The 12747-nt window shown below is 66.9% G+C and carries 12 protein-coding genes; 6 read left to right on the top strand and 6 right to left on the bottom strand.

Annotated features, from left to right (window positions below):
- The first annotated feature begins 68 nt into the window (after nucleotides 1–68).
- Together BM199_RS22405 and BM199_RS22400 are read left to right on the top strand one after the other, a co-directional pair.
- Nucleotides 69–392 (top strand): ArsR/SmtB family transcription factor, encoded by a 324-nt coding sequence (locus BM199_RS22405; protein WP_091675267.1) that lies wholly within the window; start codon nucleotides 69–71, stop codon nucleotides 390–392.
- On the top strand, nucleotides 389–1273 hold the full coding sequence (locus BM199_RS22400; RefSeq protein ID WP_091675266.1) for an SRPBCC family protein: 885 nt from the start codon (nucleotides 389–391) through the stop codon (nucleotides 1271–1273). The genes BM199_RS22405 and BM199_RS22400 overlap by 4 nt, the downstream gene beginning before the upstream one ends.
- Nucleotides 1274–1294: 21 nt before the next feature.
- Here the strand turns inward: BM199_RS22400 and BM199_RS22395 are convergent, their stop codons facing one another.
- The 6 genes from BM199_RS22395 to BM199_RS22370 all read right to left on the bottom strand — a co-directional run bounded on the left by BM199_RS22395 (nucleotide 1295) and on the right by BM199_RS22370 (nucleotide 7190).
- Nucleotides 1295–2524: an MFS transporter gene (locus tag BM199_RS22395; protein ID WP_218160402.1), complete on the bottom strand. Its 1230-nt coding sequence runs from the start codon at nucleotides 2522–2524 to the stop codon at nucleotides 1295–1297.
- 215 nt (nucleotides 2525–2739) lie between these two features.
- A complete protein-coding gene (locus BM199_RS22390; protein ID WP_091675265.1) occupies nucleotides 2740–2973 on the bottom strand; it encodes a hypothetical protein in 234 nt (77 codons plus the stop codon).
- 308 nt (nucleotides 2974–3281) lie between these two features.
- Entirely contained in the window at nucleotides 3282–5198 is a 1917-nt protein-coding gene (locus tag BM199_RS22385) for a Calx-beta domain-containing protein (RefSeq protein WP_091675264.1), read from the bottom strand.
- Nucleotides 5199–5237: 39 nt separating this feature from the next.
- Nucleotides 5238–5486, bottom strand: a complete 249-nt coding sequence (locus BM199_RS22380; protein ID WP_091675263.1) for a hypothetical protein — start codon at nucleotides 5484–5486, stop codon at nucleotides 5238–5240.
- An 85-nt stretch (nucleotides 5487–5571) separates the two neighbouring features.
- Nucleotides 5572–6423: a hypothetical protein gene (locus BM199_RS22375; protein WP_091675262.1), complete on the bottom strand. Its 852-nt coding sequence runs from the start codon at nucleotides 6421–6423 to the stop codon at nucleotides 5572–5574.
- 5 nt (nucleotides 6424–6428) lie between these two features.
- Nucleotides 6429–7190, bottom strand: a complete 762-nt coding sequence (locus BM199_RS22370; protein WP_091675261.1) for a bestrophin-like domain — start codon at nucleotides 7188–7190, stop codon at nucleotides 6429–6431.
- Nucleotides 7191–7700: 510 nt separating this feature from the next.
- On the opposite strand from BM199_RS22370, the gene BM199_RS22365 reads away from it, so the two are divergent.
- The 4 genes from BM199_RS22365 to ispH all read left to right on the top strand — a co-directional run bounded on the left by BM199_RS22365 (nucleotide 7701) and on the right by ispH (nucleotide 12729).
- Complete coding sequence (locus tag BM199_RS22365; protein WP_425425570.1) at nucleotides 7701–9131, top strand: family 2B encapsulin nanocompartment shell protein; 1431 nt, start codon at nucleotides 7701–7703, stop codon at nucleotides 9129–9131.
- 66 nt (nucleotides 9132–9197) lie between these two features.
- On the top strand, nucleotides 9198–10598 hold the full coding sequence (locus BM199_RS22360) for a family 2B encapsulin nanocompartment shell protein (protein ID WP_091675259.1): 1401 nt from the start codon (nucleotides 9198–9200) through the stop codon (nucleotides 10596–10598).
- Between the two features lie 4 nt (nucleotides 10599–10602).
- Complete coding sequence (locus tag BM199_RS22355; protein ID WP_245788544.1) at nucleotides 10603–11694, top strand: family 2 encapsulin nanocompartment cargo protein polyprenyl transferase; 1092 nt, start codon at nucleotides 10603–10605, stop codon at nucleotides 11692–11694.
- Nucleotides 11695–11736: 42 nt separating this feature from the next.
- Nucleotides 11737–12729, top strand: coding sequence for a 4-hydroxy-3-methylbut-2-enyl diphosphate reductase (gene ispH / locus BM199_RS22350; RefSeq protein ID WP_091675258.1), 993 nt, complete (start codon nucleotides 11737–11739; stop codon nucleotides 12727–12729).
- Nucleotides 12730–12747: the final 18 nt, after the last annotated feature.

Raw genomic sequence — 12747 nt, 5'->3', positions numbered from 1 at the left:
CCAAGCTAGACCCGCACGTCGCGGCGCGGGGTTGACAACTTATATTGCTGAGCGTCTATATTGCTGGCATGGCAAATACGTTCGAAGTGCTCGCGGAGCCGCGTCGGCGCGAGATCCTCGATCTGCTCCGTACCGGTGAGCGGCCGGTGGGATACCTGGTGGACTGTTTGACCCTCGCCCAGCCCACGGTGTCCAAGCACCTCAAGATCCTCCGGGAGGCGGGGCTGGTTGAGGTGCGCCAGGAGGCGCAGCGCAGGTGGTACCGCCTGCTCCCGGAGCCGCTGGTCGAGATCGACGCCTGGCTCGAACCGTATCGCCAACTGTGGAACTCGCGGTTCGACGCGCTCGAACGCCACCTGGAAACCATGCCCGACGAGGAGGAAAGCCGATGAAGTCCGCGAAGCTGGAGACACTCGACGACAAGCCGGTACTCAGGTTGGAACGCCGTCTCGCGCACTCGCCGGAGAAGGTCTGGCGCGCGATCAGCGCGCCGGAGGAAATGGCGCACTGGTTCCCCGCGCTGATCGAAACCGAGCCGCGCGCGGGCGCCGAAATGCGCTTCACCTTTCCGGGCGAACAGGAGGTGTCCGGCGGCGAGGTGCTGGAGTTCGACCCGCCGAAGGTGTACGCGTTCCGCTGGAACAGCGACGTGCTGCGGTTCGAGATCCTGCCCGACGACAGGGGCTGCGTGCTCGTGTTCACCCAGGTACTCGGCGCGGGCTCGGGGTTCACCGCGGGGCGCACAGCCACGGGCTGGGACATCTGTCTCGCCGCGATGGTTGCCCGGCTCGAGGGCCGCGAGGCCGAGACGGTCGACCACCGGCCGATCATGCTGCACTACCTGCGGAAGTGGAATCTTGCCGGAGCCTCGGTGTCCGAAACCGACACTGGCTTCCAGGTGCGTTGCGTACTCGACGTGGTGTGGCGCCCGTTCGAAACGGTGTGGGCGGCACTGACCGAAGGAAAGCAGGTCGATCCCGGCCAGGCTCCGCCGGATGGCTTCACCGTGGCCCCCGCGCTCCCCGGCTCGGTCACCGAGGTGGACGCGCCCCGCGAGCTGACCTACCGGTGGTCACCCGAAGGCGCGCCCGCGGGGGTGGTTCGCTGGCGGCTCGTGCACGACCCGGAACTGGCCACCTACGTCGAAGTGACCCAGACCGGTCCACCCGCACTGGCTGCGGACACCGAGGCGATCGGCGACGCGTGGCAACTCCACCTGGAGAAGCTGTTCGCGACCCTGCTCGACGTCGACCTCGAACCATCGGGAGGCTGAGCGAGCCCTACCGTCCCCGAGCTATCCCGTCGCCGATCCGGACCGCTCGCGTTCGTGGTGCTCGCGCTCCAGGTTCGGCGGCCGGATGCACAGCGCGGCGACCACGACGGCGAGCGGAATCGGGACGGCGACCAAAAGTGCGGGCGTGTAGCTGCCGGTGGCTTGATACAGGCCGGCGAACAGCAGCGGACCGAAGGCCGTCGAGCCCACGCTCACCGACGTGACCATGCCGCGAATCGCACCGAGGTGACGAGTGCCGAAATGGCGCGGGAAGGCCGCCGCCTCCAGCGCTCGGATACTGCCACCCGCGGTGCCGATGAGCAGGCCGAACAGGATCGCAAGCACGCCGGGCAACACCACGGTCCCGAGCAGCAACGCGGCCAGCAGGCATGTCATCGACGCCGCGATGAGCCACTGACCGCGCACGCGGTCGGCCAGCATCCCCGTCAGCAGTGTCCCCAGCAGGTTGGCGACGGTCTGTGGCAGGAAGTTCGCGGCGGCTTCCACGGTGCTCAGACCACGGGCGGTGAGCAGGCTGATCTGGTGGAAGTTGATCGCGGTGGACAGCAGTCCGGTCGCGGCGATCCCGGCGGTGACCACCCAGAAGAACGGTGTGCGCAGGGCGACCGCACGCGTGACACCCCAGATCGCCCTCGGCGGCGTGGTCTGGTCGGCGGCTTTGCCGTCGGGCTGTTGTCCGAGGTCAGCGGGGCGATTGCGCATCGCCAGCAGAGCAACCGGCACAACCAGCACCGCGATGGCGATGCCCTCGGCCAACCACGTCCGTCGCCAGCCCCAGTCCGCGACAAGGCTCTCCAGCAGCACCGGCGCCAGCGAGATCGCCGACGCGCCCACAGCGCTGACGATCCCGACAGCGGTGCCGCGCCGCCGGTCGAACCACAACGCGACGGCGGTGGTGGCCGCGAGGCCCAGCGCACCCTGTCCGGCCATCCTGATCACCACGAAGCCCGCTGTGAGTCCCACGATCGAACTCACCGCGGCCAGGGAGCACAGGGCCGCCGAGAACACGATCCCGATCCCGGCCATCACCCGCCGCACGCCGAAACGGTCGAGCATCCTGCCCACGAACGGCATCGCCACCGCCCCGGTCAGCGTCCCGATCAGATAGGCGGTGGAGATCGCCGAGCGGCTCACTCCCAGTTCGGCGATCATCGGATCGATGAACACCGAGACGGCTGCGGTCTGGCCCGGCGCCGTTGCCGCGACCATCAACGCGGACCAGCCGACCATGTGCCAGCCGTAGAATCCCGACGGAGAAAGCGAACGTGAGCGGAAACGAGCGGACGTAATCAGAGTGACTCCCAGGGAAAGCGGACGACAACGTTGTCAGGACACGTGGCAGAACCAGCACAACCATCCACTTCAGACACTCTGGTTGACGCGATGGGGTGTGCCCACTCTCCGGGCCCCGGCGCTACCGGTCACCAGGGCCCGTCGAGCAGGAACTACGAGCTCGCCTGCTGGAACCGTTGGGCGAGCAGTTTCTTCACTTGTCCGGCGCAGTGCTGATCGTGGTCCCGCAACTCCTGGAAGAGTTCGGCTGCCTCTTCGTCACCGGCCTGCCTGGCGTCGTTGATGTACTGCTGCAGCGTTTCGGCCTCCTGCAACGTGTGGTACAGGACGCTGGTGAGGTCGAAATGCTCGTCCCGTGTTCCGGTGACGCGTTCGGTGGCGGTCATCGGCCCTCCTTTCAGGTGACTCCGGCCATGAGCCACTGACCGGGTACCCCGCCCACCGCGGCCTAAATGTCGGTTTCCTCCAGCTGCGTTGTCTTCACACCGACTCATCGACGAGGTGCTCGTTCCAGACGGCAGCGGCCCGCTCGTGGGAGTCGGCAAAGCCGGACGACTAACACAGCACGAACGGCACCGGCTCCGCTGGTCTCCAGCGCCTCTTGGGCCGCCCGCGGCGACTCCGCGACGTCATCAAGCATGAAAACGCTTCCACTCGCGTTCGCCATCAGCGTGTTCGTAACCGAGTATCGGAATCAACGCATCCGTCGGAAATGCTCCAGACTCCGGCAGGCACTGCCGTCCGGATGCAACGAGCTACTGGTTGTACCTGCGCCGGCCTCCGCGAGAACGAGAACCGCGTCCTTGGTGGTGAGGGTGACCGCGCGCTGCCGAACCGTCGTTCCGTCGGTGCTCGTGTCGTTTAGAGTGAGCGCACCGATCGCCAGCGGGATCGTCGAGGGGACCGAGCCAACGTCCACCGGCACCCCGTTGATCGACAATCTCGCGATGTTCGAGGTGCTCGCCAACTCCGGCTTCAACCCGCCGGCATCGGCAACACAGGTTACCGATGCCTCTGCGCGGATCACGCCGAACTCGATTGTCAGGCCCGGAGCGGTCACCGTCGCGCTGGACAGACCGGCGGTGCCGAGGGCAGTGTCACCCGCGCCGGGTGGTACCGCGAGATCATCCGGGGTCCGGTTGGCCGTGGCGGTCAGTTCGCGCGCACGCACGACGATTCCACCGGCGCGGAGGTCGCCGCCGGGCATGGCGGAGTCGTCGTCCCGACACGGGTAGCCCGCCGGGTTCGCCCGGACCGGTGCGATCCCGGCGAGCTCGGCCGACGTGCCGGTGCATCCGAACGTGCCGTCGCGATCGTCGTCGGTGATGGTTCCGACTCCTTCGGGGTCGACCATCCCCGCACCGCTCGCGGCGGAGAGCCGCACCGTGAACTTCTCGTTCTTCTCGTCCACAAGATCGCCGTGCACTCCGACGACTACGGTCTTCGTCGTCTCCCCCGGCTCGAAAGTGAGCGAGCCGCTGGTTTTCGCGTAGTCGTCCGGCGTGGTCGCCGTGGCATCAGCCGTTTCGTAGTCCACCGTCACGGGCCGGCCGCCCGGCGGGGCGAGCGTCACCGTGAACGTTGCCGGGGCGGTGCCTGCCGCGCCCTCGCGCACGGTCGAGTCGTCGATGCGAAGTCCGGGTACGTGCACGGTGTTCCGCTCGACGTATCCGCGCGACACCCCGTCCACCAGGTAGTCCACGGTGCACCGATATGTGCCGGGAGCGGCGTCTGGCGCGACGGTGATCTTCTCCGTGAACCGAGCGACGCTCCCACTCGGCACGACAAGCGCCTCGGGTGAGTTGAGTACCGACAACTCGGGGGCGCAGTCGGTCACGTGGGGCGCCACGGTGACCTCGACGGCCGCGATGCCCCGCAGGATCGCGTCGGCAATCGCGTCCGGCGCGACTCCGCGAAGCAGCACACCTCCGGTGCCCGATGTGACGGCTGATGCCTGACCATGCGCATCGAGACCTGCGGAGTCCACCGCGACGACACGGATGTTCGCCTCCTGTAAGGCGGCAACCGTCTCTTGCAAGGAATGGCCGCCGCTGGGGTCGTGTGAGGGTGCGTCGCCGAACCACGCGACGATCCTTGTGGTGTCCGTCCGGACCGCGCGGCTGTCCACGGCAAGCCGGTACAGCGCGTTGATCGCGTCCTCCGGCGCGTCACCACCACCCTGGGCAACCCATTGGTCGATACCCGCCCGGACCTTCCCGGGATCAGCGGTCAACGTCTGGTTCACCCGGTACGACACCAGATCAGCGTGCACATCGCGGTACTCGGCGACGCCGAATCGAGCGCTCGGCTGCGCACGGCGGACGGTGTCCATGATGGTTCCGGCACTCTGCCGGACACCGGCGATCGCCGCACCCATGCTGCTGGTGGTGTCAGCAAGGAAGTGCAGGTCCGGGTTCGACGGAATGGAGGAGGTGGTGATCCGCTTGCCGACCTCGCGCGACTCACCAGGGGCGAGGGTCAGGTCGACAGCCGACGGATGAACTCCGGGCGGCCCGTCGTCGGCAACCGCAGGCCACGCCACACCCAAGGACACGACGAGCACGACCAGGAGCAACACACACCACTTCGGTCGTCTCCGGCGGATCGACATCGGACCTCCTCGATTCCCTGTGTCATATTCGAGATTCGCTCATCTCGTCCGGCCCGCTGCCCGGACGACGGCCGCCCCGCCGACCACGAGCAACAGCACTGTCAGCCCCCACCGCCGCTTCTTCTCCGTGCTGCCGTTGTCAGCCGCCGCGTACGGCTCCTGCTCGTTCGACCAGGCAGGCGGCCGTTTCATCGGTGGCGCGAAGGACGTGGCTGAGGTCGCGGGCGCGCTCTCCGGCGTCGGCACCGCGGAGGGTGGTTCCGGCGCCGACGTCGGGTCCGGTGGCACCGGTTCAGGTTCCGGTTCGGACGTCGGCGCCGCTGGCGGCGGTGGTGCAGTCGGCGGGGACGGTGGTGCTGTCGGCGAGGGGGGCTCAGGTGGACGTGGTCCCAGGCACCCGGCCATGTCCGAGATCGACGACGACGGTACCGCCGCGATCTCGGTGATCACACCGGGGCCGCCGGGGGAAAGCCGGTACAGGCTGCCTTTGTCCGGAGGACCGGTCCGCGAGCAGGTAACCGGACCCGTCCGGTCCGAAGACGACCGAACCGAATGCGTCCGCTCCCGGCAGTTGAACGTCCCGATTCGGCGTGATGCGGCCGGTGCCGATGTCGATCCGGACGGCCGTCACGTCGCCCTTACCCGATACCGACACGCCGTGGAGGACGCCCTCGTGGGGGTGGGCATCGAAGTCTCCGAGCGCGGACAGGTCGGGCGGAGCGAGCGCGGTCGCGCGAAGAATGTTGAGGTAGGTTGGACTACGGCGTTCGATGTCCACAATGTAGAGAAAGCCGCTCTTGCGGATGTACCAGCGGTCACCGACCACCGTGCCCGCGCTGGCTCCACCGAGACCTTTCCACCGTACGGGCGGGTCGCCGAACCGGATGGCGCCGAGATCGATCAGCTTGCCGTCGCGATCGATCGTCACCGCGGAACCCGATCGAGCGACGCCGTATGTCAGTGACTGCGACTGCGCGTATCCCAGTGCGTCGACCTGCTGTGGCAGTGCCGGGAGTTCGGTGACGGTGGCCGATGGCAGGTCCACCCGGCTGATCGTCGAGACGCCACTCCCGCTGTCGCTACGCACCATCATCACGGTGCAGTCCGCAGCAGGCTGTGCGGGGGAATACTCGGCAAGTCCCTGCGGCGCCGCAAACAGGACGAGCAGGATGGTGACCAGCAGGACCGCCGAGCCTCGTCCGCCTGGAAGCGCATCCGGCGACATGGCGCTCAGCGCAGCCGCTCGAGCGCGTTTCTGAACGCGTCCGGCTCCACCACCGCGCCACCGCTGAAGGGATTCTGCAGCTGGTAGATCGCGAACAGCAGCAAGGTGATGGTACCGGCCAATGTGGACACGATGATGACATGCGTACCCAGCCGGGTACCTCCGAACAGGTTGGGCAACAGCGTTGAGATGACACTGCCGAGGATCAGCGCGAACCACACCACGGCGCCGACCTGATCACCGTTGGCCTGCTGCACCCGCTGCTGACGGGCCTCGGCCACCACGGTCAATGCTTCGGTGGCCCGGGTCTTTCGCTCCTCCTGCCAGTTCTCGTCGGCCTTCGCCTTCGCCAGGTCGACCTGGATCCGGTCGAGCTGTTCCCATCCCGACCGACTCACTTCGGTGTCGGCGCGCATCTGCGGCCATTCCTCGTCCAGCACGGTGCTGGCGTAGTCCGCGCTGTGGGCCCGTACCTGGCTGCGGGTGGGCTCCGGCAGTGAGTCGGCACTCCAGGCCGCGGCGACAAGGGCCTGCGCCTCGGTGTAAGAACCTTTGCGGGCCTGGGTGACGGCGTCGAACTGCGCGATCAGCACGAACGCGACCAGCACAGCGTGCAGGCCGGCGACAATGGTGAACACCTGTCCGGCCGCGTCGTTGTTGCCCGGCCTGCCCTCGTCCTGACCGAAACGACGAACCACATAAGCACTGACACCGGCAACCGCCGATGCGCCGACCACCCATATAACACCACTGAGATATATGTTCATCGCAAATTGACGTACCTCCGAAAAGCGTCTAAGTAACAACAGATACAGAACTGCCCCAAGTACCGAACGGCGGTCGATCGACTCGGCCCTCTCCAGCTAGCCACACGTGCACCCGTGTCACAAGAGGTAGCCACAACGCTTCATTCGATCGATTCGGTCCGGGTAGATCATGTCACCGACTTGGCCTAAAGATCGTTTGAATGCAGCCGAAAATTAGTGTTCTCGGTCGTATTAGACGGAATCCTTTAGGGTCGTCGATGCGTCCATCCAAGTCGGACGATGTGGCTGGATGTGACATTCCATGATCCATTTTTATTCCGGAAGCTCCCCCGTGGCTCCAGCATTGCTCTTGTCGAGTGACACATTTTTCAGGTCCTTGTGCGTGTCTGGAGTTTTGCTATGTTCGGTTCACGGCCGCGTCGCCGATCAAGACGTCCACCTTCGGCAGGCGGCGCTCTCGACAACTCTCAGTCCTCGGACAATTCTGCGATCAGAATGGTGGTTGGCATTGTGACTGTGACGGACTCGGCAGGACCGAGCGGCAGCGCCGGTATCGACGACGAGGAACGCCGGCCGTCGAGCCTGGCCACGACTGCCGCACGCAACCTGGCGACAACGACCAAAACGGTCCCGCAGATGCAGGGCATCACCTCACGCTGGCTGCTGCGTGCGCTGTCGTGGGTGGAGGTTCCCGGCGGTGCGTACCGAGTGAATCGCAGACTGCGATACGCCGTGGGCGACGGCAGGGTGACCTTCAGCAGCGACGGCGCAGTGATCAGGGTGATCCCCCAGGAACTGCGCGAGCTCCCCTTGCTGCGCGGCTTCGATGACGAGGAAGTACTGCGCGAGCTGGCCGGTCGGTTCGTCCAGCGGGAGTACCAACCAGGCGACCTGCTGGCCGTCCAGGGCCAGCCGGTCGACGAGGTGTTCCTGCTGGCACACGGCAAAGTGAACCAGCTCGGAGCCGGCGCATACGGTGACCACACCGTCCTCAGGACACTCGCAGATGGGGACTACTTCGGCGGCCGGGCGCTGACCCGATCGCCGGGTGATTGGGACTGCACGATCAAGGCGGTCACCTCCTGCACAATGCTGGCACTGGAGCGGCAGGCACTGGAAGGACTGGACGAGCGTGGCGCGGCACTGCGTGCGCACATAGACAGAGCAGCATCCGCGCCGTCCGCGTCGCAGAACGCCTATGGCGAGGCCGAGGTCGACATCGCCTCGGGACACGAAGGCGAAGCCGACCTACCAGCCACCTTTGTGGACTACGAAGTCCGACCCCGCGAATACGAACTCAGCGTCGCCCAAACCGTGCTCCGAGTCCACACCCGCGTCGCCGACCTCTACAACCAACCCATGAACCAACTCGAACACCAGCTACGCCTCACCATCGAAGCACTCCGCGAACGCCAAGAACACGAACTCGTCAACAACCCCGACTTCGGCCTCCTCCACAACGCCGACCTCAAGCAGCGTCTGCAGACCCGTAGCGGCCCGCCGACACCGGACGATCTGGACGCCCTGCTCGCGATGGTTTGGAAGGAGCCGGCGGTGTTCCTGGCGCACCCGAGGACCATCGCGGCGATCGGCAGGGAGTGCAACCGGGTCGGCGTCTACCCGATGAACACCGACTACGGCGGGCATCAGGTGCCGTCCTGGCGCGGAGTTCCGATCCTGCCGTGCAACAAGATTCCGGTCACCGGCACCCGCACCAGCTCGATCATGCTGCTGCGTACCGGCGAGGCGAACCAGGGCGTGATCGGACTGCACCGGACCGGCTTGCAGGACGAGTACGAACCGGGGCTGAACGTCCGGTTCATGGGCATCAACGAACAGGCCATCATGTCCTACCTGGTGAGCACCTACCACTCGGCGGCCGTCCTGGTGCCGGACGCGCTGGCCGTGCTGGAGAACGTCGAGATCGGGCGGGAGTCCTGAGTCCGCCTGTCCTTCGCTACCCCCTTCGAACACAAGAGCCACGAACAGGAACTGGTGAGTTGAGCCATGACCGCTACCGAACCGATCGAAACCACCGGGCAAAGGGCGTTGTCGAGCCTCGGCACCGCCGCCGCCAGGAATCTGGCCACCACGACGAAGTCCGTGCCGCAGATGCAGGGAATCACCTCGCGCTGGCTGCTGCGAATGCTGCCGTGGGTGGAGACCGCGGGTGGCACCTATCGGGTCAACCGGCGGCTCAGCTATGCGGTGGGCGACGGCCGGGTCACGTTCACGAACATCGGTACGGCCGTTCAGGTGATCCCGGCGGAACTGGGCGAACTCCCTCCGCTACGGGGGTTCACCGACGATCCGACCCTGGCCGAACTGGCCGGCCGGTTCGAACAACAGGAGTTGGGAGCCGGCGAGGTGATCGTCGAGTTCGGACACCAGCGTGACCACGTCTACTTGATCGCCCACGGGAAGGTCAACAAGCTCGGCACCGGCAGCTACGGTGACCCCACGGTGCTGGGCACACTTGCCGACGGCGATCATTTCGGGGACGAGACACTACTGGATTCGCAGAGCATCTGGGAGTTCAGTGTCAAGACCATCACTCCGTGCACCGTGCTCGCGCTGCCACTCGCGGAGTTCGAGGCAGTCGTCCAGCGCAGCGAACCGTTGCGCAGGCATCTGGACGAACAGCGCAGGCAGACTTCCGCGTCGCAGAACGCCTATGGCGAGGCCGAGGTCGACATCGCCTCGGGACACGAAGGCGAAGCCGACCTACCAGCCACCTTTGTGGACTACGAAGTCCGACCCCGCGAATACGAACTCAGCGTCGCCCAAACCGTGCTCCGAGTCCACACCCGCGTCGCCGACCTCTACAACCAACCCATGAACCAACTCGAACACCAGCTACGCCTCACCATCGAAGCACTCCGCGAACGCCAAGAACACGAACTCGTCAACAACCCCGACTTCGGCCTCCTCCACAACGCCGACCTCAAGCAGCGAATCCACACCCGCAACGGGCCGCCCAGCCCCGACGACCTGGACGAGTTGTTGTCCCGGCGGCGCAAGACCGAGTTGATGCTCGCGCACCCTCGCACGATCGCGGCTTTCGGCAGGGAGTGCAACAGCCGCGGCCTCTATCCGTCGAGTATGGAGCTCAAGGGACACCAGGTGACGAGCTGGCGCGGGGTCCCGATTCTCCCGTGTGACAAGATCCCGGTCAGCGAGCACAACACCAGTGCCATCCTCGCCATGCGTACGGGAGAAGACCACCACGGCGTCGTCGGCCTACGTCAGACGGGCCTGCCGGACGAGTACGAGCCGGGTCTGAACGTCCGGTTCATGGGCGTCGACGACAAGGCCGTCATGTCCTACCTGGTGAGCACCTACCACTCGGCCGCTGTCCTGGTTCCGGACGCACTGGGCATCCTCGAGAACGTCGAGATCGGCCGGTGAACAGATGTCCGCCACGAACATGACGAACGTGCCCGGCACAGAACAGGCCACGGATGATGCAGTGGGGGCACGTCCGCCCGCGGACCTGCTGCGCTGGAGTCAGGACACGGTCCGCCCCGCGTTACGCGCCGCGGTCGACACATTGCCCCGGCCAGTCAGGGACATCGCCGCCTACCACCTCGGTTGGCTGGATGAGCACGGCAAGGCCACCGAGGCCGCCACGGGCAAGGCGGTACGACCGGCGCTGGCACTGCTCGCGGCCGAAGCTGTCGGCGGCACCCCGCAAGCCGCTGTGCCCTCCGCTGTCGCCGTGGAACTGGCACACAACTTCTCCCTGCTGCACGACGACGTGATGGACGGCGACGTCACCCGGCGGCACCGCCCCACCGCGTGGGCAGTCTTCGGTACGGCGCCGGCCATCCTGACCGGAGACGCACTGCTCACGCTCGCGCTCGACGTGCTCGCCGCAGCGGGCGGCCCGGCTGCCAGGAGCATGCGGATTCTCGCCGCCGCGGTCCAGGAACTCGTCCGTGGCCAGGCGGAAGACCTTGCCTTCGAGCGGCGCGAAGAGGTCTCGCTGGACGAGTGCAGGCGGATGGCGGAGGGCAAGACCGGCGCGCTGATGGGCTGCGCCGCCGCCCTCGGTGCGGTAGCCGCCGACGGCAGCTTGGAGCAGGTGCGCCAGCTTCGCGGCTTCGGCGAGCATCTCGGCCTCGCATTCCAGTTCGTCGATGACCTGCTCGGTATCTGGGGCGACCCTGCCGCGACGGGCAAGCCGGTGTACTCCGACCTGAAGAGCCGGAAGAAGACGCTGCCGGTCGTGGCCACCCTCTGCGGGTCGACAAAGCAGGGTGGTTCGGCTGAGCCGGGACGCGCGCTGGCCGCGCTGTACGCGGGAGAGCGGCCGCTCAGCGAGGCGGATCTGCGCCGCGCCGCCGCACTGATCGACGAGGCAGGGGCGCGGGACTGGAGTCAGGCCAGCGCGGACGACCTTCTCCGCAGGGCACTCGGCCACCTCCGTGCGGCGCGACCCGAGCCGCGGGCGGCTGCCGAGCTGGCCACGCTGGCCGGGCTGCTCACCCGTCGGGACCACTGAACGCACGCCCCGGCAATCGGGGCCCGTCGACGAAGGAGCCACATGCCAGGGCACGAAGCGAGGGTGCACATCGACGTCCAGGATCCGGCGTGGCGAGCCGTGGCCGGTCCACGCACGATCCTGCTCGCGTCTCCGCGTTCCTTCTGCGCCGGGGTCGAACGAGCCATTGACATCGTCGACGAACTGCTACGCCGTCGTGGTGCGCCGATCCACGTGCGCAAGCAGATCGTGCACAACACCCACGTCGTCGGTGAACTGGAGGCTCGCGGCGCCGTGTTCGTGGACGACCTGGACGAAGTGCCTTCCGGTTCGACGCTGGTGTTCTCGGCGCACGGCGTCTCGCCGGCGGTCCGCGACACCGCCGCCGAACGCGGCCTCGAGGTGGTCGACGCCACGTGCCCACTGGTTACCAAGGTGCACGCCGAGGCCCGCCGATTCGCCGGCCGGGGTGACACGGTGATCCTGATCGGACACGAAGGGCACGAGGAGGTCGAGGGGACCTTCGGCGAGGCACCGGAACACACGGTCCTCGTGCAGACCGCGGACGAGGTGGCCACTCTGGACGTACCCGACCCGAGCAGGGTCTCGTACCTGACCCAGACCACACTCGCGGTGGACGAGACCGTCGAGGTGATCGCCGCCCTGCGCAAGCGGTTCCCGCAGCTGCGCGGTCCAGCCTCCGAGGACATCTGCTATGCCACCACCAATCGGCAGGACGCGCTGCGGGCGATCGCCGAGGAGGCCGATCTGGTGCTCGTGGTCGGCTCGGCGAACTCGTCGAATTCCGTGCGGCTCGTGGAACTCGCCCAGCGGTGCGGAACCGCCGCGGCACGTATCGAAGACGTCGGCGAGCTGCGCCCGGAGTGGCTGGACGGCGTCGGTGTCGTCGGTCTGACCGCGGGCGCCTCTGCTCCACCACGACTCGTCGACGCCGTCATCGAAGCGCTCGGCGCTCTCGGCCCAGTCAGCGTCGCACAACGGGAGACCGCACACGAAACGATCCGCTTCACGTTGCCACCCTCGGCAAGGCAGTGAGGGTGGTGCAGGTGAGAG

This window comes from Amycolatopsis marina (assembly GCF_900111885.1).
Taxonomy (GTDB): Bacteria; Actinomycetota; Actinomycetes; order Mycobacteriales; family Pseudonocardiaceae; genus Amycolatopsis; species Amycolatopsis marina.
The sequence above is the reverse complement of the archived record's forward strand: the minus strand, read 5'-3'. Positions and strand labels throughout refer to the sequence as shown.

Coding starts and splice junctions, on each gene's coding strand:
- BM199_RS22405 (WP_091675267.1), top strand. CDS start 69: ATGGCAAATACGTTCGAAGTGCTCGCGGAGCCGCGTCGGCGCGAGATC.
- BM199_RS22400 (WP_091675266.1), top strand. CDS start 389: ATGAAGTCCGCGAAGCTGGAGACACTCGACGACAAGCCGGTACTCAGG.
- BM199_RS22395 (WP_218160402.1), bottom strand. CDS start 2,524: ATGGTCGGCTGGTCCGCGTTGATGGTCGCGGCAACGGCGCCGGGCCAG.
- BM199_RS22390 (WP_091675265.1), bottom strand. CDS start 2,973: ATGACCGCCACCGAACGCGTCACCGGAACACGGGACGAGCATTTCGAC.
- BM199_RS22385 (WP_091675264.1), bottom strand. CDS start 5,198: ATGTCGATCCGCCGGAGACGACCGAAGTGGTGTGTGTTGCTCCTGGTC.
- BM199_RS22375 (WP_091675262.1), bottom strand. CDS start 6,423: ATGTCGCCGGATGCGCTTCCAGGCGGACGAGGCTCGGCGGTCCTGCTG.
- BM199_RS22370 (WP_091675261.1), bottom strand. CDS start 7,190: ATGAACATATATCTCAGTGGTGTTATATGGGTGGTCGGCGCATCGGCG.
- BM199_RS22360 (WP_091675259.1), top strand. CDS start 9,198: ATGACCGCTACCGAACCGATCGAAACCACCGGGCAAAGGGCGTTGTCG.
- BM199_RS22355 (WP_245788544.1), top strand. CDS start 10,603: ATGTCCGCCACGAACATGACGAACGTGCCCGGCACAGAACAGGCCACG.
- ispH (WP_091675258.1), top strand. CDS start 11,737: ATGCCAGGGCACGAAGCGAGGGTGCACATCGACGTCCAGGATCCGGCG.